At 66.8% G+C, this 20,896-nt stretch carries 21 protein-coding genes and 1 riboswitch; of the genes, 4 read left to right on the top strand and 17 right to left on the bottom strand.

The window, feature by feature from the left end; genetic code table 11:
- Positions 1 to 10: 10 nt before the first annotated feature.
- The 6 genes from AC0CH8_RS12555 to AC0CH8_RS12580 all read right to left on the bottom strand — a co-directional run bounded on the left by AC0CH8_RS12555 (position 11) and on the right by AC0CH8_RS12580 (position 7,399).
- A complete protein-coding gene (locus AC0CH8_RS12555) occupies positions 11 to 1,504 on the bottom strand; it encodes a sensor domain-containing diguanylate cyclase (RefSeq protein WP_465240187.1) in 1,494 nt (497 codons plus the stop codon).
- Between the two features lie 139 nt (positions 1,505 to 1,643).
- Positions 1,644 to 3,233: an aminomethyl-transferring glycine dehydrogenase subunit GcvPB gene (gcvPB, locus tag AC0CH8_RS12560; protein WP_465240188.1), complete on the bottom strand. Its 1,590-nt coding sequence runs from the start codon at positions 3,231 to 3,233 to the stop codon at positions 1,644 to 1,646.
- The gene (gcvPA, locus tag AC0CH8_RS12565) at positions 3,230 to 4,588 is read right to left on the bottom strand and encodes an aminomethyl-transferring glycine dehydrogenase subunit GcvPA (protein WP_465240189.1); all 1,359 of its coding nucleotides are present in this window, start codon (positions 4,586 to 4,588) and stop codon (positions 3,230 to 3,232) included. Before gcvPA ends, gcvPB begins: the two co-directional genes overlap by 4 nt.
- A 212-nt stretch (positions 4,589 to 4,800) precedes the next feature.
- The gene (gene gcvH / locus AC0CH8_RS12570; protein ID WP_465240190.1) at positions 4,801 to 5,169 is read right to left on the bottom strand and encodes a glycine cleavage system protein GcvH; all 369 of its coding nucleotides are present in this window, start codon (positions 5,167 to 5,169) and stop codon (positions 4,801 to 4,803) included.
- Between the two features lies 1 nt (position 5,170).
- The gene (gene gcvT / locus AC0CH8_RS12575; protein WP_465240191.1) at positions 5,171 to 6,379 is read right to left on the bottom strand and encodes a glycine cleavage system aminomethyltransferase GcvT; all 1,209 of its coding nucleotides are present in this window, start codon (positions 6,377 to 6,379) and stop codon (positions 5,171 to 5,173) included.
- A 147-nt stretch (positions 6,380 to 6,526) separates the two neighbouring features.
- A riboswitch (glycine riboswitch) is annotated at positions 6,527 to 6,616 on the bottom strand.
- A gap of 138 nt (positions 6,617 to 6,754) precedes the next feature.
- Complete coding sequence (locus AC0CH8_RS12580) at positions 6,755 to 7,399, bottom strand: hypothetical protein (protein ID WP_204197137.1); 645 nt, start codon at positions 7,397 to 7,399, stop codon at positions 6,755 to 6,757.
- 88 nt (positions 7,400 to 7,487) lie between these two features.
- On the opposite strand from AC0CH8_RS12580, the gene ispH reads away from it, so the two are divergent.
- The 3 genes from ispH to rnhA are packed head-to-tail and all read left to right on the top strand — an operon-like array spanning position 7,488 to position 9,851.
- Positions 7,488 to 8,435, top strand: coding sequence for a 4-hydroxy-3-methylbut-2-enyl diphosphate reductase (gene ispH / locus AC0CH8_RS12585; RefSeq protein WP_204197130.1), 948 nt, complete (start codon positions 7,488 to 7,490; stop codon positions 8,433 to 8,435).
- A 22-nt stretch (positions 8,436 to 8,457) separates the two neighbouring features.
- Positions 8,458 to 9,414, top strand: a complete 957-nt coding sequence (gene thrB / locus AC0CH8_RS12590) for a homoserine kinase (RefSeq protein ID WP_465240192.1) — start codon at positions 8,458 to 8,460, stop codon at positions 9,412 to 9,414.
- On the top strand, positions 9,411 to 9,851 hold the full coding sequence (rnhA, locus tag AC0CH8_RS12595; protein ID WP_204197105.1) for a ribonuclease HI: 441 nt from the start codon (positions 9,411 to 9,413) through the stop codon (positions 9,849 to 9,851). Before thrB ends, rnhA begins: the two co-directional genes overlap by 4 nt.
- A gap of 124 nt (positions 9,852 to 9,975) precedes the next feature.
- Here rnhA and AC0CH8_RS12600 read toward each other — a convergent pair whose 3' ends face one another.
- The 7 genes from AC0CH8_RS12600 to glmU all read right to left on the bottom strand — a co-directional run bounded on the left by AC0CH8_RS12600 (position 9,976) and on the right by glmU (position 17,592).
- Positions 9,976 to 10,626 (bottom strand): hypothetical protein, encoded by a 651-nt coding sequence (locus tag AC0CH8_RS12600; protein WP_465240193.1) that lies wholly within the window; start codon positions 10,624 to 10,626, stop codon positions 9,976 to 9,978.
- Positions 10,627 to 11,848: 1,222 nt separating this feature from the next.
- Positions 11,849 to 12,769 carry an ROK family protein gene (locus AC0CH8_RS12605; protein ID WP_465240194.1) on the bottom strand — a complete coding sequence of 307 codons (921 nt, stop codon included), beginning with the start codon at positions 12,767 to 12,769 and terminating at the stop codon, positions 11,849 to 11,851.
- 72 nt (positions 12,770 to 12,841) lie between these two features.
- A complete protein-coding gene (locus tag AC0CH8_RS12610) occupies positions 12,842 to 13,720 on the bottom strand; it encodes an SDR family NAD(P)-dependent oxidoreductase (RefSeq protein ID WP_465240195.1) in 879 nt (292 codons plus the stop codon).
- 31 nt (positions 13,721 to 13,751) lie between these two features.
- On the bottom strand, positions 13,752 to 15,575 hold the full coding sequence (gene glmS / locus AC0CH8_RS12615; protein WP_465240196.1) for a glutamine--fructose-6-phosphate transaminase (isomerizing): 1,824 nt from the start codon (positions 15,573 to 15,575) through the stop codon (positions 13,752 to 13,754).
- 15 nt (positions 15,576 to 15,590) lie between these two features.
- The gene (locus AC0CH8_RS12620; protein WP_465240197.1) at positions 15,591 to 15,953 is read right to left on the bottom strand and encodes a PIN domain-containing protein; all 363 of its coding nucleotides are present in this window, start codon (positions 15,951 to 15,953) and stop codon (positions 15,591 to 15,593) included.
- Between the two features lie 6 nt (positions 15,954 to 15,959).
- Positions 15,960 to 16,193 (bottom strand): ribbon-helix-helix protein, CopG family, encoded by a 234-nt coding sequence (locus tag AC0CH8_RS12625; protein WP_465240198.1) that lies wholly within the window; start codon positions 16,191 to 16,193, stop codon positions 15,960 to 15,962.
- A 25-nt stretch (positions 16,194 to 16,218) separates the two neighbouring features.
- A complete protein-coding gene (gene glmU / locus AC0CH8_RS12630; RefSeq protein ID WP_465240199.1) occupies positions 16,219 to 17,592 on the bottom strand; it encodes a bifunctional UDP-N-acetylglucosamine diphosphorylase/glucosamine-1-phosphate N-acetyltransferase GlmU in 1,374 nt (457 codons plus the stop codon).
- A gap of 60 nt (positions 17,593 to 17,652) precedes the next feature.
- Here glmU and AC0CH8_RS12635 point away from each other — a divergent pair, with 60 nt between their 5' ends.
- Positions 17,653 to 18,336 (top strand): HAD-IA family hydrolase, encoded by a 684-nt coding sequence (locus AC0CH8_RS12635; protein WP_465240200.1) that lies wholly within the window; start codon positions 17,653 to 17,655, stop codon positions 18,334 to 18,336.
- On the opposite strand, the gene AC0CH8_RS12640 is transcribed toward AC0CH8_RS12635, so the two are convergent.
- Genes AC0CH8_RS12640 through AC0CH8_RS12655 form a run of 4 tightly spaced genes read right to left on the bottom strand, consistent with a single transcriptional unit; the run spans position 18,308 to position 20,805 of the window.
- On the bottom strand, positions 18,308 to 19,303 hold the full coding sequence (locus AC0CH8_RS12640; RefSeq protein WP_465240201.1) for a nucleotidyltransferase domain-containing protein: 996 nt from the start codon (positions 19,301 to 19,303) through the stop codon (positions 18,308 to 18,310). The genes AC0CH8_RS12635 and AC0CH8_RS12640 overlap by 29 nt on opposite strands.
- Positions 19,300 to 20,136 carry an HprK-related kinase A gene (locus AC0CH8_RS12645; RefSeq protein WP_465240202.1) on the bottom strand — a complete coding sequence of 279 codons (837 nt, stop codon included), beginning with the start codon at positions 20,134 to 20,136 and terminating at the stop codon, positions 19,300 to 19,302. The genes AC0CH8_RS12640 and AC0CH8_RS12645 overlap by 4 nt, the downstream gene beginning before the upstream one ends.
- On the bottom strand, positions 20,133 to 20,393 hold the full coding sequence (locus AC0CH8_RS12650) for an HPr-rel-A system PqqD family peptide chaperone (RefSeq protein ID WP_465240203.1): 261 nt from the start codon (positions 20,391 to 20,393) through the stop codon (positions 20,133 to 20,135). Before AC0CH8_RS12650 ends, AC0CH8_RS12645 begins: the two co-directional genes overlap by 4 nt.
- A 4-nt stretch (positions 20,394 to 20,397) precedes the next feature.
- Positions 20,398 to 20,805: a hypothetical protein gene (locus AC0CH8_RS12655; RefSeq protein WP_465240204.1), complete on the bottom strand. Its 408-nt coding sequence runs from the start codon at positions 20,803 to 20,805 to the stop codon at positions 20,398 to 20,400.
- Between the last annotated feature and the right edge of the window lie 91 nt (positions 20,806 to 20,896).

Below are 20,896 nucleotides of genomic sequence, written 5' to 3' on the forward strand. Positions count from 1 at the left end.
GTCTCCCGGCTCAGCGCACACCGACGGCGAGGCGAAGCGGCGCTGGCGCATCCGGTGCGGCAATCATCTCCGCACGATCCGCGATCGCGGCAGTGCCGCGCTTGATGCGCTTCGCCCGGTACAGCGCCTGATCGGCCGCCTCCAACAGTGTCGACCGAGTCGCGTGGCGATGATCCAGTCCGCAGACGCCGATCGTCGCGGACACCGTGATCCGATCCTCGCCCTCGCCGATGCCATAGCGGAGGTCGCCCAGCAGCCGCCGCAGCACGGCGATCAGGTTGTCGCGCGCGTCGTCGCCGCGCAGCATCAGCACGAACTCGTCGCCCCCAAGCCGTGCGACGAAGCAATCCTCCAGATAGGTGGCCGACCGCAGCCGCCCCGCGACCACCCGCAACACTTCGTCCCCGCGCGCGTGTCCGAAGCGATCGTTGACGTCCTTGAACCGGTCGAGGTCGAGCAGCGCCACCGCCAACGGCGTCCCATCGCGCCGGGCGCATTCGATCGCGGCATCGAGGTGGCGGTTGAGGCCGCGGCGACTGGCGATCTGCGTCAGTTCGTCGGTCTGCGCCGTCTCCAGCAGGCTCTGTTCCAGGCGATAGCGCTCGGTCACGTCCTGTATGACGCCGACGATCGCGACCCGCTCGCCGCAGGCCGCATATTCCGCTTCGCCCATCGCCCGCACGCGCCGCTGTTCGCCGCGCGCGGTGACGAATTCGAGCTCCAGGTCATAGGCTTCGCCGGTCGCTATGCAGTGCGCCAGCGCCGCCTCCAGCTTCGCGCGATCATGCGCCGGATAGAAATCGAGCGCGGTCGCCAACGCCTCTCCGTCCGCCGGCGTCAGGCCGTGGATCGTATAGGTCTGGTCCGACCATTCGACGGCATCTCCGCGCAGGTCGAGCCGCCAAGACCCGATGTTCGCCATCCGCTCCGCCTGCTGCAACTGGCGCTGCATGCGGTCGACGCCGATGAGCGCCTCCTGCCGCTCCAACGCCGCCGTCACCGCCTCCTGCGCCGAGACGCGCAGTTCGAACAGCGTCTCGACCAGTGTCGCCATCTGGCGCAGTGTCGCGATCTGGTCCGATGTCGGATCGCGCGGGCTGTCGTCGATGACGCACAGCGTCCCCAGCGGCAGCTTCGGTTCGCCGGGCCGCTTCGCGGCGCGGACCGGCATGCCCATATACGCGCGCACGAACGGCGGGCCGAGCACCAGCGGGTTGTGTGCAAAGCGCGGATCGAGCGTCGTGTCGCGCACGATCAGCAGGTCGTTCGCGGCGACCGCATGCGAGCAAAAGGCGATGTCGCGGTCCGTCTGCGTCTCGCACAGCCCCTGACGCGCCATGAACCACTGGCGGTCGGCATCGACCAGCGACACCAGCACGATCTTCCACCCGAACATGCGCCGGGTCGCTTCGACGATCGCGTCGAACTCCGCCTCCGCGGGGCGGTCGAGAATGTCGAGGGTGCGAAGCACCTCCAGGCGCTGTCGCTCGAAACGATCGGGCATGCGAGTCCTTCGCACGCCGAACCTTGCTGCCACGCTAACGAAGCGGGCGGATGCGCGTGGTTTGCGACGAGTGGCGGCGGTATGCGCGCCTCCGTCGCAGGTTAACGCCGCGCCAAGATATGGCGCGGCGTTCCCGGCGTCACTCCGCGGCGGCGGCGACCGGCGTGGGGTTCTTCCACGTCAGCACGGGCTTGCGCGCGGCCAGCGTCTCGTCGAGCCGGGCGCGCGGCGCGAAATGCGGTGCGGACTTGAGTGCGGTGTCGCCCGCCTTGGCGCGTTCCGCCACCGACCGCAGCGCGCCGATGAACTGGTCGAGCGCCGCCTTCGACTCGGTCTCGGTCGGCTCGACCAGCATCGCGCCGTGCACGACGAGCGGGAAATACACCGTCATCGGGTGATACCCCTCGTCGATCAGGCCCTTCGCCACGTCCAGTGTCGAGAAGCCGTCCGCCAGATTGGCGTCGCTGAACAGCGCCTCGTGCATGCACGGTCCCGACCCGCCGAACGGCGCGTCGAGCGTGTCCTCCAGCGAGCGCAGGACGTAATTCGCGTTCAGCACCGCATCCTCGGCGACCTGACGCAGTCCGTCCGCACCGTGGCTGAGGATGTAGGTCAGCGCGCGGGTGAACATGCCCATCTGGCCGTGGAACGCGACCATGCGACCGAACGAATCCGGGTGGCGATCGTCGACGCTTTCTTCCTCGACCAGCGTGATGTGACCGTCACCGTGGCGTTCGGTGAAGGGCAGCGGCCCGAACGGCGACAGCGCCTCCGACAGCACCACCGGCCCGGATCCCGGCCCGCCGCCACCGTGCGGCGTCGAGAAGGTCTTGTGCAGGTTGATGTGCATCGCATCGACGCCGAGATCGCCCGGCCGCACGCGGCCGACGATGGCGTTGAAGTTCGCGCCGTCGCAATAGACGTAGCCGCCGGCGTCATGCACCGCGTCCGAAATCTCCTTCAGATCGCGCTCGAACAGCCCGCAGGTGTTGGGGTTGGTGATCATCACCGCCGCCACGTCGGGCCCGAGCCGCGCCTTCAGTGCCGCGGTGTCGACGCGGCCCTCGGCGGTCGCGGGAATGTCCTCGACCTGGAACCCGGCGAAAGCGGCGGTGGCGGGGTTGGTGCCGTGCGCGCTTTCGGGGACGAGGACGACCTTGCGATGCCCCTCGCCGCGCTTCTCCAGCGCCGCCTTGATGCACAGGATGCCGCACAGCTCGCCGTGCGCGCCCGCCTTAGGGCTCATCGCGACGCCGTGCATGCCGGTCAGCTTGATGAGCCACACCGCCAGTTCGTTGATGACCGCCAGCGCGCCCTGCACCGTGTCGACCGGCTGCAACGGATGGACGTCGGCGAAACCGGGCAGCCGTGCCATCTTCTCGTTCAGGCGCGGATTATGCTTCATCGTGCAGCTACCGAGCGGGAACAGCCCGAGATCGATCGCGTAGTTCTGCCGCGACAGGCGCGTATAGTGGCGCACCGTCTCCGGCTCCGACAGGCCGGGCAGCCCGATCGGGGCCGTCCGCGCCAGCGACCCCAGCTTCGACGCGGTCGTGACCGGGGCCGCGACCTCGACGCCCGTCGTTTCGGTGGAGCCGATCTCGAAGATCAGCGCCTCCTCCAGCATCAGCGCCCGATTGCCCGTAAAGGTGTTGCCGGTCGAGGTCGCCGGGACATTGCCCGATCCGGCGACCATCTCCGGGCGCCAGCCGCTCTGGTTGATGCTCATGCCAGGATCTCCTGAAGCGCGGCGGCAAGGGTTTCGACATCCTCCGCCGTGGTGGTTTCGGTGACGGCGACGACCAGTCCGTTCGCCAGCGCATCCTCGCCCGGATACAGCCGGCCGAGCGACACGCCCGCGAGGATGCCGCGATCCGCCAGCGTCCGGACGACGGGCCGCGCCTCGACCGGCAGCTTCAGCGTGAATTCGTTGAAGAAGCCGTCGTTGACCAGTTCGACGCCCGGCACCTGCGACAGCCGCTCCGCCGCGGCGACCGCGCCGGCATGGTTGGTCGCGGCCAGCGCGCGCAGCCCCGCCTCGCCCAGCAAGGTCATGTGGATCGAGAACGCCAGCGCACACAGGCCGGAGTTGGTGCAGATATTCGACGTCGCCTTTTCGCGCCGGATATGCTGCTCGCGCGTCGACAGCGTCAGCACGAAGCCACGCTTGCCGTTCGCGTCGACCGTCTCGCCGCACAGGCGACCCGGCATCTGGCGGACATATTTGTCCTTGCACCCGAACAGCCCGACATAAGGCCCGCCGAACTGAAGCCCGACGCCCAGAGACTGCCCCTCGCCCACGACGATATCGGCATCCATCTCGCCCGGCGAGCGGATCGCGCCGAGCGCGACCGGCTCCGTCACCACCGCGATCAGCAGCGCCTTCTTCGCGTGGCAGGCATCCGCCAGCGGCGTCAGGTCGGCAATGCGCCCGAGGATGTCGGGATACTGGACGACGACGCAGGACGTATCGTCGTCGATCGCGGCGATCAGGCGATCGATGTCCATCTCCGGCACCAGCCACGGCGATGTCGTGTCGAGCACGTCGCCGGTATACTTCGCCATCGTCTTCGCGACCGAGACATAATGCGGGTGCAGCCCCGACGACAGGATCGCCTTGCCGCGCTTGGTGATGCGCCGCGCCATGCCGATCGCTTCCCAGCACGCGGTCGAGCCGTCGTACATCGACGCATTCGCCACGTCGGTGCCGAGCAGCCGCGCGACCTGCGTCTGGAATTCGAACAGCATCTGCAGCGTACCCTGCGCGATCTCCGGCTGATACGGCGTGTAGGCGGTCAGGAACTCGCCGCGCTGGATCAGGTGATCGACCGACGCCGGCACATGATGCCGGTACGCGCCGCAACCCAGGAAGAACGGAACTTCGCCCGCCACCGTGTTCTGGCGTGCAAGCGCCGTCATGTGGCGTTCGACCGCCAGTTCCGACGCATGGTTCGGCAGATCATGAACAGGGCCATCGAGCCGTGCCGCCTCCGGCACGTCGACGAACAGATCGTCTATCGACGACACGCCGATGACGGACAGCATCGCGTCACGATCGGGCTGGGTAAGCGGCAGATAGCGCATGTTCTACTCCTCCCATCCCTTTCGGGAGGGGTTGGGACTGGTGTTCTCCCCTCCCTTCAAGGGAGGGGTCGGGGGTGGGTGGCGTCCGGACGGTACGGCCAGAGGCTAGCAGCGCGTCTTCGTATCGCGAGCATTCTACCCACCCCCAACCCCTACCAAAAAGGAGAGGAGTTTCAGGGGGCCCCTCCCTGCAAAGGGGGGCGGCCAAACGATCAAAGCTTGGCGACGAACGCTTCGTAGGCGGCTTCGTCCATCAGGCTGTCCAGCTCGGCTTCGTCCGACAGCGTGATGCGGAAGAACCAGCCCTCGCCCTCGGCATCCGAGTTCACCAGATCGGGCGAATCGGACAAGGCGGGGTTGCCCTCCAGTACGCTGCCGGACACCGGCGAGTAGACGTCGGACGCGGCCTTGACCGACTCGACGACCGCCGCCTCGTCACCCTTCGCCAGTTGCCGGCCATCGGCGGGCACGTCGACGAACACGATGTCGCCGAGCTGGCTCTGCGCATATTCGGAGATGCCGACGGTGCCGATCGCGCCGTCGACTTCGATCCACTCATGATCCTCGGTGAAGTAACGCATCTCAGGCTCCCGTCGTCTTGGATTGGCGGACGTAATTGTGCGGCACGAACGGCATCGCCGCGACCGTGGCCTCATGGAATTTCCCGCGCTGCGACAGCCGCAGCACCGTGCCGGGCGTCGCGAGCGCGGTGGGGACGAACGCCATGCCGATCGGCGCGCCCAGCGTCGGGGCGAAGCCGCCGCTGGTGACGCGACCGATCGTCGCGCCGTCCGTATCGACGACCGTCGCGCCCTCGCGTACCGGCTGGCGACCGGCGACAATCAGGCCGACGCGCTTCGTGGCAGGACCGCTCTCGCGCTCCGCCAGAATACGCCCGGCGCCTGCAAAATCACCCGCCTCGCGGCGGCGCTTCGACAGCGCAAAGCCGAGATCGGCCATCACCGGCGTCGTCTCCGGATCGAGATCGTGGCCGTAGAGCGGCAACCCTGCCTCCAACCGCAGCGAGTCACGCGCGCCCAGACCGATCGGCTTCACCTCCGGCTCCGCGCAGATCGCATCGGCGAACGCCGCGGCGACCTCCGCAGGAATGGAAATCTCGAAGCCGTCCTCGCCCGTATAGCCCGACCGGCTGATCCACAGCGGCGTGCCGTTCCAGTCGAATGCACCCGCGGTCATGAACACCAGCGCCTCGACGCCCGGCACCAGCCGCGCGAGCGCGTCGACGGCCTTCGGCCCCTGCACCGCGAGCAAAGCCTGCTCGTCCTGCAAATTCATCGTCACGTCGTCCGGCAGGACTTCGAGCAGATAGCCGATGTCATCGTATTTGGTCGCGCCGTTGACCACCATGTACACTTCGTCGGCGCCGTCGACGGTGCGGCGCGTGACCATCAGGTCGTCGAGGATGCCGCCATCCTCCGCCAACAGCAGAGAATAGCGCATCCGACCCTGCCCCAGCCCGGTCACGTCGCCGGGCAGCACCGCCTCCAGCGCCTTCGCGACCGCATCGGTGTCGCCGCTTTCGTCGTCGCCATAGGTGAAGACCAACTGGCCCATGTGGCTGACGTCGAACAGGCCGGCGGACTGACGGGTCCACAGATGCTCGGCCATGATGCCTTCATACTGGACGGGCATTTTATAGCCCGCGAACGGGACCATCCGGCCCCCGCGGGCACGGTGCCACGCGTCGAGCGGCAGCAACTGGATGACGTCCTCGCCCTCGGGCGCGTCCTCGATCGCGACTATTTGTTCGCCGATTTCCAGATCGCTCATCGCACCGTACTCCATCAAGGGCGATCGACGGCGGGACGCCCGCTGCCGATCCGAACCCCCTCTGTCACGGTACCTGAGAGCTTTCGCAGGCGCACCTGCTTACCCCTTCGGTGGCCCCTGTAACGGGACGCTTTCCAGAGTGTCGTATCGCCTCGCGCGGTCCCTGGTGCCTGAGAGATTCCGGGGCGGTTGCTCCTTCGGCGGCCCCTGAAAGAGGCACTCTCCCGCGCATGACATCGACATCGACGCTGTGGCTAGGCGGCGGTCGCGAGTCAATCGCGAATGCCCGCCAGGATCAGTGTTTCCCGCCTGAGGCTCGACTACTGCGGTCCGTCATGCGGGACTCGTCCCGGCATGACGAACGGCGTTCGGCCCCTATCGTGTCGCGTTGTACCGCAGCTGCGCATCGTTGAGCTGGAACCCGACAAGCGCCTCGAAACTGGCCGCCAGCACGGCCTGCCGCACCTCGGGCTGGGTCAGCGGATCGACCGCGGCGTCCTCGTCCCCCGCCTTGCGACGGCGCGTCAGGCGCTCGCGGATCGCGGGCGGCAACGTCGCGGCGGCGCGGCTGACACTCGCCCCCGCCGTACCGCTAACCTGCGCACGGTCCTGACCAGCGGCGAATTGCAGCGTGATCGTACCGACGCGCTTGGCGACGACGTTGCTGCCGCCGCGCAGCACGGTGATGAAGTACGGCAGCGCCACGGTGCGCGCCGCATCCGTCTTGATGCGGCGGGCCTGCACGTCGAAGGTGACGTTGGTGGCGATGTCCGCACCACTGTCGTCGCAGGTCGACCGCACATTGGTGATCGCCGCGATGACGTCGATCGCACTCTGCGCCTGGCTGGTCGGCGGGTCGAACAGCGTCACGTCGCCCGTGCCCGCCGGCACGCCGACGACGGGGCATGCCGAGCGCACCGCGCTGACGCCGCCGGTCGAATCGAGTTCGCCCTTGCTGGAGCAGCCCCCGATCAGGCCGGCCGCACCGAGGACGAGAATGGCTGCAATCTTCACGGGCACACCTTGCTGACGACCCCGATCGGGGCACCGAGCCACCGCCATAGGAACCGGGTTGGAGCCGCGCAAGCAATCCGGTAGAGCGCTCGCCATGTCGAAGCTGCCGCTGGAACTCCTCATCGCCGCCCCGCGCGGCTTCTGCGCGGGCGTGGACCGTGCGATCCGGATCGTCGAACTGGCGATCGAGAAACACGGCGCGCCCGTCTATGTCCGACACGAGATCGTGCATAACAAGTTCGTCGTCGACAGCCTCAAGGCGATGGGCGCGGTGTTCGTGGAGGAACTGGACGAGGTCCCGGACGGCGCTCCCGTCGTCTTCTCCGCGCACGGCGTCCCGAAATCGGTGCCCGCCGCGGCGCAGGATCGTGGCCTCGACTATCTCGACGCGACCTGCCCGCTGGTATCGAAGGTCCACCGCGAGGCGGAGCGTCAGGTCGCGGCCGGCCGCCACATCGTGTTCATCGGCCATGCCGGCCATCCCGAGGTCATCGGCACCTTCGGCCAGGTCCCGGCCGGCGACATGACGCTGATCGAGACGGTCGCCGATGTCGAAGCCTTCATGCCGATCGACCCCGAAAACCTCGCCTTCCTTACGCAGACGACGCTGTCGGTGGACGACACGTCGGCGGTGGTCGCGGCGCTGAAGGCGCGCTTCCCGAACATCCAGGGTCCGAAGGGTGAGGACATCTGCTACGCCACGTCGAACCGTCAGGCGGCGGTAAAGGCGATCGCCTCCGCCTGCGACGCGATGCTGGTGATCGGTGCGCCGAATTCGTCCAACTCGCTGCGACTGGTCGAGGTCGCCGAGCGCGAGGGTGTGCCGGCGATGCTGATCCAGCGCGCCGCCGACCTCGACTGGGCTTTCCTGGAGGGCGTCGGCACGCTCGGCCTGACAGCGGGTGCGTCCGCCCCCGAACTGCTGGTGCGCGAACTGGTCGACCGGCTCTCCACTCGCTTCGACGTGTCCGAGCGCGAGGAAGAAACCACGCGCGAGACGATCGCGTTCAAGCTGCCACGCGGGCTGGAAGCGGCGGCTTAGCACCCCCGCTGGAGAGACCCGCATGGCCGTCTACACGCAAGTCTCCGCCGAGGCGCTGACACGCTTCCTCGCGCGGTTCGACGCGGGCGAACTCGTCTCGGCGAAGGGTATCGCCGAGGGGGTGGAGAACTCGAACTACCTCGTCGACACGACCGAGGCGCGGTTCATCCTGACGCTGTACGAAAAGCGCGTCGCGGCGGGTGACCTGCCCTTCTTCCTCGACCTGCTGGAGCATCTGGCGCAGCACGGCAGCCCCGTGCCGCCCGCGGTGCCCGATCGCGACGGCACGACGATCCATGAACTGGAGGGCCGTCCCGCCTGCCTGATCCGCTTCCTGAACGGCGTGTCGGTGACGGCACCGACACCGGAGCAGGCGCGCGCCGCGGGTGCGGCGATGGGGCAGATGCACCGCGCGCTGGAGGATTTCAGCGGCAGCCGTCCGAACACGCTGGGTGTCGATGCGTGGCAGCCTTTGCTGGCGAAATGCGGCCGCGACCTCGATACGATTGCGCCGGGCCTGTACGACGACCTCGCGTCCGGGCTCCAGGCGGTGACCGCGGCGTGGCCGCAGCACGGCGACGTGCGCGTCATTCACGCCGACCTGTTCCCGGACAACGTGCTGATGCTGGGCGACCGGGTCACCGGGCTGATCGACTTCTACTTCGCCTGCACCGACCTGCGCCTCTACGATCTCGCGATCATGCACACCGCGTGGAGCTTCGATGCGCGCGGCGAAGCCTATGACGGCGACGTGGGGCATGCCTTGCTGGACGGCTATGCGGCGACGTTCGGCCTCGTCGACGCGGAGCGCGCGCAGTTGCCGGTGTTGTGCATGGGCGCCTGCATCCGCTTCGCGCTGACTCGGGGCTGGGACTGGCTGAACACGCCGCCCGATGCGCTGGTGACGCGCAAGGACCCCGTCGCCTATACGCGCCGGCTCGCCTTCTACCGGGCGAACGGAGCAGAGGTTTTCGCGTGACAGAAGTCGAGATCGCCACGGACGGCGCATGCAAGGGCAATCCCGGGCCGGGCGGCTGGGGTGCGCTGATCCGCAGCGGCACCACCGAGAAGGAACTGTCGGGCGGCGAGAAGCTGACGACGAACAACCGCATGGAGCTGATGGCGGCGATCGAGGCGCTGAACGCGCTGAAGCGGCCCTGCGCCGTGACGCTGTCCACCGACAGCCGCTACGTCATGGACGGCCTGACCAAGTGGATTCACGGCTGGCAGAAGAACGGCTGGAAGACCGCCGACCGCAAACCGGTGAAGAACGCCGAGCTGTGGCAGGCGCTGCTCGCGGCGGCCAAGCCTCACAAAATCGACTGGAAATGGGTCAAAGGTCACACCGGGCATCCGGACAACGAACGCGCCGACAAACTCGCCAGCGACGCCGCGGTGGTGGCGGGCCGGTCGTAGAGGGGGTCCGCAGGTTCTTCAACAATGGCGCAGATCATCAGGAGCGGGCGTGGTTTACCCCCCACCTGCTAATCCTAGGCGCGAGGCAGATCACAACCTTGCTGCTGCGATCCGCGAATGCAGCTTACGGGGTGACGTTTGCAGCGATCATCTCCAGCATCTGAAAGCCCTGCTGTGCCACGTCTGCGATGGTGCCCTTTTCGGGGTACAGATAAATCGTAACCTGTCGACGCGCAGTCGGATTAAGCCAATACACTACGACCTCCTCCCGGCCATCAGTAGCCCGGAGATATCGGGTCATCCGATATCCACCCTTTACCATCGCGTCGTCATTCGCCTGATGATGCGCGACTTCCATCGAAGGCTTGGTCGGCTCGCTCAAATCAAAAACCGATACGCTTGCGACAAACCCACTGCACTGGGCGAAAGTAACCCTTCCGTTCATCGACCCATCCGAGGTTCGGAATACTCCAGCGGGATTGGTGCTCGTAATTCGACAGTTGCGAAGCAACGGCACTGGCAGCGCTGACCGGTATGCCATACCATGAACTTGAATGCTCATTAGCCGCCCTTGATCGAGCACTTGCTTAGGTGTTAACATTTCCTTGGCCGGCACTATCGCTGGCTTGACAGCAGATGTGGCCGCAAATGGCTTGAAATCTGGCTTCGATGAGTTTTCCGCCCCTTGTTGGGCCGCCAGCACATCACTCGGATTGTTCGGCGTCGCCACAACGACATACTGCGGTATTGCGAATAAAACTAAAGCAGTGAGCATGACTTTGTCCCATTATATCGGTTACGGGAGAAGCGAGCATCCATACGCTATCGTAGTTCCACAAAGTCCGTTCGGACAGTCCGAGCGTATTTGTCTTTGATCTGCTAGCGAAGCGTTAGAATGGGGCACCATGTGATGGATGCCCTGAACTCTATAGGTACGCCCAAAGCATGCATAGCAACCAGCCCACGCCCGCGCCCCACCCCAACTTGGTCCCGATGTATACGTTTCGATATGGTCAGTTTCGGCGATGTGTCTCTTCGAATATGTCGTAAGTATCGCGTAATATTTCATCGGAGATGTCCACGTAACACTTTCGTTTGTACCCACACAATTTGCTCTCGAAACTGCATGAGCTGATCCCCAAAATCTATTACTTTGAGCAATAGCAGTTTGTGAAATGCAAATGGCGGCAATGAAGATGATTATCTTTTCTTTCATAAATCTGCCTATTTGCCAATGAAGAACCATCTATAATCTAAAAAATAATAAAATAAAGTATCATAATTTGGTTTTTAAATAACGACTTAGAATATTTGTGATCTTTTTTTGGAAATCGCTTGCAAGATCACTAGGTTTGGCTCTGAAGTCGGATTTTACGACGTGACCGTAGACTTGGTGGTCGTAGACTTGAGGCCGGGGAGCATCTTCGGCGGCCTGTAATGTCGTTAAACCAACTAATCTCAGGATCAGAACGAGCTTGCCGCCGAGCGAGGTACGACGGAGCAGCAGGCGAGCGAGCCGTCTCGTGCAAAAGGTTCGGCTGACCTCGCTGCGCAGGCTGCCGCCAATGAAGCGCTGGGCGGCCAGTTCGCGCGCCTGCGCCGTCGATACCGGGCGAGGTTGGTCGCCGGATCGAGCGCGCGGATGCGGCGGGCGGTTTCGCGACTGTCTCTTCCCGGCGGCATTCGCACGTCGATGAACGCCCCTGAGTAAGGTGTCCCGCTGCGAGCACCCGCTCAACCTGGGCCACTGCGTCGAGCCCCTGATGGCAGTGCGTCAGGGTGAAGGCCGGCTCGTCGCACACGGAGGGCCCAGCCCCGAACAGGTCGGCGGCCATCACCCCCAGCGCGGCTCCCTCACCGACCGCGGCTACGCTGCTACGGTAGCAGGCATGCATGGCCGGTTCGTCGTCGACGACCAGCAGTCGCTTGCCGCCTTCGTCCCAACCTTCCATCCGCGCAACCCTTGCCCATCGTTGCCGCGGGGTAAGCAGACGCGATCAAGAGGACGTAAACGAACTCGACAGCTCCGCGCCCAGCGCCTGCGCACCGAGCACGATCGCGCCGAGCGGCCCGGCATTGCCGCCGAGCGCGGGGGGGACGACGAACGTCTCCGCGTCGCCGACTTCCGCCAGGGCGACATAGCCGGCCAGACTGCGCGTCATTGCCGCGCGCACCTTCGGGAACAGATGGTCGCTGCCGACCATCACGCCGCCACCCATCACGATCCGGCGCGGCACGCCCGTCAGCACCAGCGTGTGCAGCAACTGCCCCAGCGCATCGGCAACCAGATCCCAGGCGGGGTGGTCGGCGGGCAGTTCCGGACCCGGTATGCCGGTGCGCGCCTGGATCGCGGGTCCGGCCGCCAGCCCCTCCAGACACGCGCCGTGATAGGGACAGACACCGATCCAGTCGTCACCGGCGATCCGCACCGGGCGGATATGGCCGAATTCCGAATGCGTGAGCCCGTCGACGGGCAGCCCACCCGCGATCAGCCCGACGCCGATGCCGGTGCCGACGGTCGCATAGGCGATGTCGGGCAACCCCTTCGCCGCGCCCCAGCGCGCCTCCGCCAGCGCCGCGCCGACGACATCGGTATGGAAGCCGGTGGGCACGCCGACGTGCCGCGCCAGCCGCCGGGCGACGTCCTGCCCGGCCCAGCCGGGCTTGGGGGTGGAGGTGATGTGGCCGTAATCGGCGGCATGCCTGTCGATCGACACGGGTCCGAAGCTGGCGATGCCCAGAGCGGAAAAGCCGCTCCACTTCTCCAGCACCGCCTCGACCGCGCTCAGCGTCTCCTCAGGGCGGGTCGTCGGGATCGTTACCCGATCCTCGATGTCGTCGGGTCCCCGTGCCAGAATGGCGATGCACTTGGTGCCGCCGAGTTCGAGGCCGGCAATCAGCGGACGTCCGTGCGGCATAGTGCTTCCCTCTTCCACCGATCGGTGCGCCGCCCCTATGTGCGGGGGGACGGCGATTGGCCAGCCGCGGTGCTATCGATCATCGAGCGCCGTCATCGCCGCCGCGACCTCCTGCTGCAACTGCACCATGCCGGCATCGGGAACGCTCTCGTGCGTGCGGTCGGACACCGCGTCCCAGCGTTCCAGCAGACGCTCGCCGGCATCGTCGCCACCGCCGATATACTCGCCCGCCGTCAGCGTGACGTAGGCGCGCTCGAAATGGCCCGCGCCGGCGCACAGGATAGCACGGGTCGGTGCGTCGTCGCCAACCAGCTTCAACAACGCCGGGCTGACCATCTCGGGCTGCATCAGCGCCTTGACCGGTTCCGGCAGCAGATTCTCCGTCATCGCGGTGGCGGCGGTCGGGGCGAGGCAGTTGACGCGGATGTCGTTCTTCGCGCCCTCGATCGCCAGCGTCTGCATCAGTCCGACCAGCGCCATCTTCGCCGCGCCGTAATTTGCCTGCCCGAAATTGCCGTAGAGACCGGACGAGGACGTGGTCATGACGATGCGCCCGTAATTCTGCGCCTTCATCACGTCCCACACCGCCTTCGAACAGATCACCGCGCCCATCAGGTGGACGTCGACAACCAGCCGGAAATCGGCGATGCTCATCTTGCCGAACGACAGGTCGCGCAGAATGCCGGCATTGTTGACGAGGATGTCGATCCGGCCCCAGCGTTCCTGCGCATTTGCAACCATCGCCGCCACCGCAGCCTCGTCGGTCACCGACCCGGTCGCCGCCAGCGCCTCGCCGCCCGCCGCGACGATCTCGGCCGCAACGGCGTCGGCACCGTCGCCCAGATCGTTGACCACGACCTTCGCTCCGTAGCGTGCGAGCAGCAGCGCATGCGAACGGCCGAGCCCGGCCCCCGCCCCGGTCACGATCGCGACCCGATCCTTCAGCAACACGGCGTGATCTCCCCAATCATCAGGCGGCCAGCTATTCGACGGTGACCGACTTCGCGAGGTTGCGGGGCTGGTCGACGTCCGTACCCTTCATGACGGCGACGTGGTACGCCAGCAACTGCACCGGCACCGCGTAGACGATCGGCGCGATCAGCGGGTGGACCTTGGGCATCGTAATCGTCGCAACGCAGCCCTCTCCCGCCGCCTGGATGCCGTCATAATCGCTGATGAGCACGACCTTGCCGCCGCGCGCCATCACCTCCTGCATATTGCTGATCGTCTTGTCGAACAGCGGTCCGGACGGGGCGATGACGATCACCGGCACATTTTCGTCGATCAGCGCGATCGGGCCATGCTTCATCTCGCCGGCGGCATAGCCCTCGGCATGGATGTAGCTGATCTCCTTCAGCTTCAGCGCGCCTTCCAACGCCAGCGGGTAATCGGTGCCGCGGCCCAGATACAGCACGTCGCGCGCGCTCGCGACGGTGCCCGCCATCGCCTCGATCGCCTCGTCATAGGCCAGCGCCGCGTTGATCGCGGCGGGCGCCTCCGCCAGATGCTTGACGATCGCCCGCTCTTCCAGATGCGACAGCCGCCCTTTGGCGCGGGCGAGATTGGCGGCGAGCGCGGCCAGCACCGCCAACTGGCAGGTGAACGCCTTGGTCGATGCGACGCCGATCTCCGGCCCGGCATGAGTCGGCAGCAACAGGTCCGCCTCGCGCGCCATCGAACTGGTGGGCACGTTGCAAACGACGGCGATCATCTGCCCTTCCTTCTTGGCGTGGCGCAGCGCGGCGAGCGTGTCCGCCGTCTCGCCCGACTGGCTGATGAACAACGCCAGCCCGCCCGGCTCCATCACCGGCGCGCGGTAGCGGAACTCGGACGCGACATCGAGGTCGACGGGCACGCGCGCGAACTGCTCGAACCAGTACCGCGCGACCATTCCGGCGTAGAAGCTGGTCCCGCACGCGACGATCGTCACCCGCTTGATCGCCGACAGATCGCCTTCGGGGATCGGCAGCGTCACCTTCTCGTCGAGGCGTTGCAGGTAGGAGCGCAGCGTCTGGGCGACGACGATCGGCTGCTCGTAGATTTCCTTGAGCATGTAATGCCGGTGGTTGCCCTTCGACACCAGTTCGCCCGTGACGCCGGAGATGGTGATCGGCCGCTCGACGGCGTTGTTCTGCTGATCGTAGACCTGCGCACCGTCGCGCGTGCAGACGACCCAGTCGCCCTCTTCCAGATACGCGATGCGCTGGGTCAGCGGGGCCAGTGCCAGCGCGTCGGAGCCGAGATATGTCTCCCCGTCGCCGTGGCCGACGACTAGGGGCGAGCCAAGCCGCGCCCCGATCAGCAGGTCGGGATGCTTACGGAACAGGATCGCCAGCGCGAATGCACCGTGCAGGCGCGGCAGCACGGTACGCACCGCCTCGACCGGCTCCAGACCAGCCTCCACCTGTTCGCTGACGAGGTGCGCGACGACTTCCGTATCGGTCTCGCTGGTGAACACCCGGCCGCGCGCGATCAGTTCGTCGCGAAGGGATTTGAAGTTCTCGATGATGCCGTTGTGCACGACCGCGACTTCGTCGGTCGCATGCGGGTGCGCATTGTTGGTCGTTGGGCCGCCATGCGTCGCCCATCGCGTATGTGCGATCCCGGTCCGGCCCGGCAGCGGATCGGCCGCAAGCTCCTTAGCGAGGTTCATCAGCTTGCCCGACGCGCGCCGCCGCTCGATCCGGCCGTCGTGATCGGTGGCGATGCCCGCCGAGTCGTAGCCACGATATTCCAGCCGTCGCAGGCCGTCGAGCAGGCGCTCGGCGACGTCTTCGTTACTCAGGATGCCGACGATGCCGCACATGGAATGTCTCTTTGTCTAGAAGGTATAGGGGACGCGGATGCCGGGCATGTCCGCGGGGAAGTCCTTGGTGTTGCGGGTGACGAGCATCGCACCGTTCACGCGTGCTGTTGCCAGAATGTACGCGTCCAGCAACTTCATCCGCGTGTCGTGACGAATCGCTGCCGCTGCGGCGGCTATGTGCGCATCGATCTCGACAACCTCGAACGGAGACAGCAGGCGAGCAACGGTCGCTCGCTGCTGGGGTCGTTCCCCCGCTAGGATCTCCGTCCAGACGACACGACTAATGCGATGCCGGCCATAGCGTTGCAGTTCGGCGGCTGCCGACGGACGATCGACGAGCCAGTCGATCAGGATATTGGTGTCGAAGAACGGCTCCACGTCGGATCAGAAACCGTCGCGGTCTTCGCGCATCGCGCGCTGATACTCGACAGCATCGCCAACGTCCTGGCGGTGCTTCCAATACCCTGCTCCGCGCGCGATCCAGTCGTTGCTGCTTCGATCACGCAGGTGCTGCGATACGGCAACACGCAGTTCCGCTGCGCGCGATCGTCCATTGCGCTGTGCAAGCTCATCGAGCGCAGCAACGTCGTCGTCGGGTATGTTGACCAGAGTCCTCATATCCGCAAGATATCACGCAGCGATATCACTTGCCACCCTTCCGCGCCGTCATCAGCGCTCGAAACTGCGCGGCCCAGCCCCGCTTTTCGACCTGCGCGGGCCGCACCAGCGCCAGCGCGTCGGCGGCGACATCCTTCGTCACGACCGATCCCGCCGCGACGATCGCGCCTGCGCCGATCGATACCGGCGCAACGAGCGCGGAGTTCGAGCCGATAAATGCCCCCGCCCCGATCGTCGTGCGATACTTGAAGAAACCGTCGTAGTTGCAGGTGATCGTCCCTGCGCCGATGTTGACGCCCGCGCCTACGTCCGCGTCGCCGATATAGCTCAAATGGTTGGCCTTCGCCCCCTCGCCCAGCGTCGCCTTCTTCACTTCGACGAAATTACCCACGCGGGATTTCGCTCCCAGCACCGCACCCGGACGCAGGCGCGCATAAGGACCGACATCCGCCCGGGGGCCGACCGTCGCACCCTCCAGATGGCTGAACGTGTGGATCACCGCGCCGTCCGCGACCGACACGCCGGGACCGAATACGACATTGGGTTCGATCGTCACGTCGCGGCCGATGACGGTATCATGCGAGAACCAGACGGTGTCCGGCGCGATCAGCGATGCGCCCTCCGCCATCGCGCGCAGGCGGCGCTGTACCTGCCAGCCCTCTTCCACCACGGCCAGTTCGGCGCGGCTGTTTATGCCCGCGACCTCGTCCGCGCCCGTCTCGATCGCGACCGCACGCGCTCCCTCGGTGATCGCCAGCATGACGATGTCGGGCAAATAGTATTCGCCCGCCGCATTGTCGTTGCCAACCGCCTCCAGCAAGCGCCAGAGATCGGCGGTGCGGACGGCGGTGACGCCCGAATTGCACAGGTCGACCGCACGTTCCTGCTCGGACGCATCCTTGTATTCGACCATCTTGCGGATCGTGCCGTCAGCGTCGGCGATCACCCGTCCGTACGCGGCGGCATCAGCCGGCCGGAAACCCAGCACCGCGACCATCGGCGCATCCTCCGCCTCCAGCCGCGCCGCGAGCCGGGCCACGGTGTCGGTCGACAGCAATGGCGTATCGCCGAAGCAGACGATCGCGATGCCGTCGAAGTCCGCCAGCGCCGCCTTCGCCTGCAACGCGGCATGCGCGGTGCCGAGCTGCTCGTGCTGCCACGCGATGTCGACGCCGCTGCCCGCGACGGCCGCCTCGACCTGCTCGCCCGACGCACCGACGACGACGACGCGGCGGCTGGCTCCCGCTCCGTCGAGGCTGGCGAGTAGGTGCAGCAGCATCGGCCGCCCCGCGACCGGGTGCAGCACCTTGTGCAGATCGGATTTCATCCGCGTGCCCTTGCCGGCGGCTAGGACGATGACGGCCAAAGGCGCGGTGACCGGGGTATCAGGCTGGCTCATGCCGCGCCGGTGCCACGAACATCTTGCCATTTCCATAGCGGTGCCGTCTTGCGGGCGATCATGGACAAGACTTCATCGTTTTTCGACCTCGTCGGCTTCGACATGGACGGCACGCTGCTCGACACGTCGGGCGATCTCGCCGCTGCGGTAAATCACGCGCTGGAGAGTGCCGGCCGACCGACGCTGACCGTCGATCAGGTGACGCCGATGATCGGGGGCGGCGCGCGGCACATGCTGGCGCAGGGCATGGCCGCGACCGGCGGCTGCACCGATGCCGAACTCGACGTGCTGCACCGCCGCCTGCTTGACTATTACGAGGCGAACATGGTCGTGTTGACGCAACCCTATGCGGGAGCACTCGACGCGCTGGACGCTCTCGCAGCCCGCGGTGTCACGCTGGCCGTCGTGACCAACAAGCTGGAACATTACGCGAAACGCATTCTCGAGGAACTCGGCCTGACCGCGCGCTTCGCCTGCCTGATCGGCGGCGACACGCTGGGGCCGGGACGCGGCAAGCCCAAACCCGATCCGATCATCGAGATGATCGCGCGCTGCGGCGGCGGGCGCCCGGCATTCGTCGGCGATTCGATCTACGACGTGAAGGCGGCGCAGGCGGCGCATGTGCCGGTCGTGGCGTGCAGCTTCGGTTTCCTCGACCGGCCGGTCGGCGACCTCGGCGCGGATGCGACGATCGATGGATACGCCGAACTCATGCCTACGCTGGAGCGGCTTTCCGCCATTTGATCCAGAGATGCCGCGCGAGCATCGCCGGCGGCATGCGCAGCCAGTGCGACCGGACGTAGAAGCCCAGCCGCGTGGCCGGCCGTGTCGCCCTCCCCCACCCGTCGCGCGCCAGCAGGCGGCGGCAGTAGAGGCGGTCGGTCGCGGGGCCGTCGCCGAACAGCGACTCCGCCAGTCGAACCGCTCTTGCGACAGGCGCGGTCAAACCGTGATGCGCGGCACGATCGGCCAGCCCGTCCTTGCCGAACTCCTCGATCAGGCGGCGAATGTCCCACAGGTTGCGGAGTCCCCCCGCCAGATCGCCGTCCGCGAACAGATGCGCGGCGGCGTGAACGATCATGTCCGTCGGCGACAGCACCGACAGCCCGTTGCCCAGCGGCACGGCGTCCGCGATCAGCGCCGCCGCATCGGGCTTCGGCCGCGCGGTCAGCGGCAGGATCGTGTGATGCACGTCGATCATCCGGTCACGCTCGCGGTGGATCAGCGGCGGCAGTTCGTGCATCCAGCGCCGGTAATAGGCGTCGTCATAGGGGTCCGGCTTCACCCATTCCCATCCCGCCGCGATCAGCGCCGTCTCCACCGTCTCCAGTGCCTCGCGCGGCACGAGGATGTCGCAATCGCCGATCGATCGCCCCTGCCCCGCCGCCAGCCCGCTCGCGGCATAGGCGGTACCCTTCAACAGCACGACCGTCACGCCCAGCGGCAAGAGGACGCGCGCAACGACGTTCGCCTCCCACAGCGCGGTGCGGCGGGCATGCTCCGCGATCTGGCGCGCATCGGCGAGGGTCGCGGCGACCGCCGGCGGCACCGCCAGCCCGTGCAGCCTGTGCGCCAGCGTTCCCGCCAGCTGCTCCGCCCGCGCGATCGTCAGCAGCGCGGTCCAGCCGTCCGCGTCCAAGTCTAGAACCGATGTCGGGTCGCGCAGCGCCCGCACCAGCAGCATCGCGTCGGTCCCGACGACAGCTCTCATGGCCAAAGCTCCTCGACCATCGCCAGCGCAGTCTCGCTGTCCGGATAGTCGATCGCCAATGCCGGCACCTCCGTCACCAGCCGGGTCAGCGCCGCGAACCCAGCCTCGCCCAGCAGCGTGTAGTTCGTCGATGCCTGAGTCAGCCGCACGAACGCCTCGCTTGCCGGCATCTCCCGCACCGCGCGCTCTTCGCCGAAGCGCGGGAACAACAGCAGCGCCGGCCGCGCCGGCTCGTCCATCGCCGCGATGGCGCGTGCGTCGGGAACGAGGTGGCGGATGTCACCCTTCGGCGTGCCCGGCAGCAGCGGACCCCAGCGATCGCCCGCCACCGCCCCGATCGCCCCGCCCTTCAGGCTCACGAGCCGGGGAAAGGCGTGCGCCATACCGGTCACCGGTGCGATCAGCGCGAACTCGTCGCCCATCAACCGCCAGCCGCGCCCCATCAGCAATGCCGCCAGCGTGGACTTCCCCGCGCCCGATTCGCCGCTCATCAGCAGCGCGCGGCCGTTCCGCTCCACCGCCGACGCATGCAGCAGCAGATGACGCCGCCAGCCGAGCGCAAGTTGCAGGTTCATGCCCATCTCGGCGGCGAGCAGCCCGTGCGCCAGCGGCAGCGGCGCGGCCTCCGGTAGCATATAGTCGCCATTGATCTGCACCGACGGACGCAGCCAGCGCCGCCACGGGCGTGTCGCCTCCAGCCGGACGGTGAAGTCGGGCACGTCGGGCACCGGATAGTCGCGGTACAGGTCGGCGAGCGCATCGACCGGCGCGGCCCAGTCGGACCCGATGCGGAACGCAGCCGGGCCGATCCGAAGGTGGACCGAATGTCTCATTCCGGGACGATCAGGCCGATGTCGACTAGCTCCGCAACGCGTGCCGACAGCGCCTCCCGTGCACGGCTGCCGAGATCGAAGCCCGACGCCAGCCGCACCAGCAGTTCGTCTAGCGTCACCGCCTCGTCGCCCAGCGCGGTCAGGATTTGCGGCGCGGGTTCGGTCAGCAGGTGGGTCGCACCGGACGGGCGGTGAAGGACCGCGACGAACGCGTCGAGCGGCACGGACACGGTCGCCCGCTCGGCGCGCAGGCGCATGGGATCAGCGCGGCATCTGCAACGAGGCGAAACACGTGAATCCGCCCTGCCCGCGTTGCAGGCGTCGGATATAATTCACGTAGGCGCGGCTGCGCTCGGTATCGGTGCCGGGCAGCGTGCTGCCGTTCAGCGCGCGCTTCACCTCCTCGCCCTTGTAGGCGCGGCTGGCGGGTGGGAACGCCCCCTTGGTGCCGGAGGCTACCGTCTTGCCGTCCGCGGTGATCCAGTTACCGGCGCGCGTGCGCTCCGGCACCGCGATCTCGCAGTTCAGGACGGAGCCGGCGGTCTGCGCCAGTGCGGGTCGAATCGACACCACCGCACTCGCCCCGACCGCGCCGAGCATCAGCGCACGGCGGCTGGTGGTGCCGCCGGCTGTCGAGCCGTCTTCGTCGGAGAATGCCTGATCGGTCATGATCGTCCCATGCTAGCCTGACCGACTTTCATATCGGTTAAGCGCAGGCAAGCATCCTGTGCGTGCCGAAGCGGGACTGGACGCCCCTCCT

The organism is Sphingomonas sp. AC435, assembly GCF_979253005.1.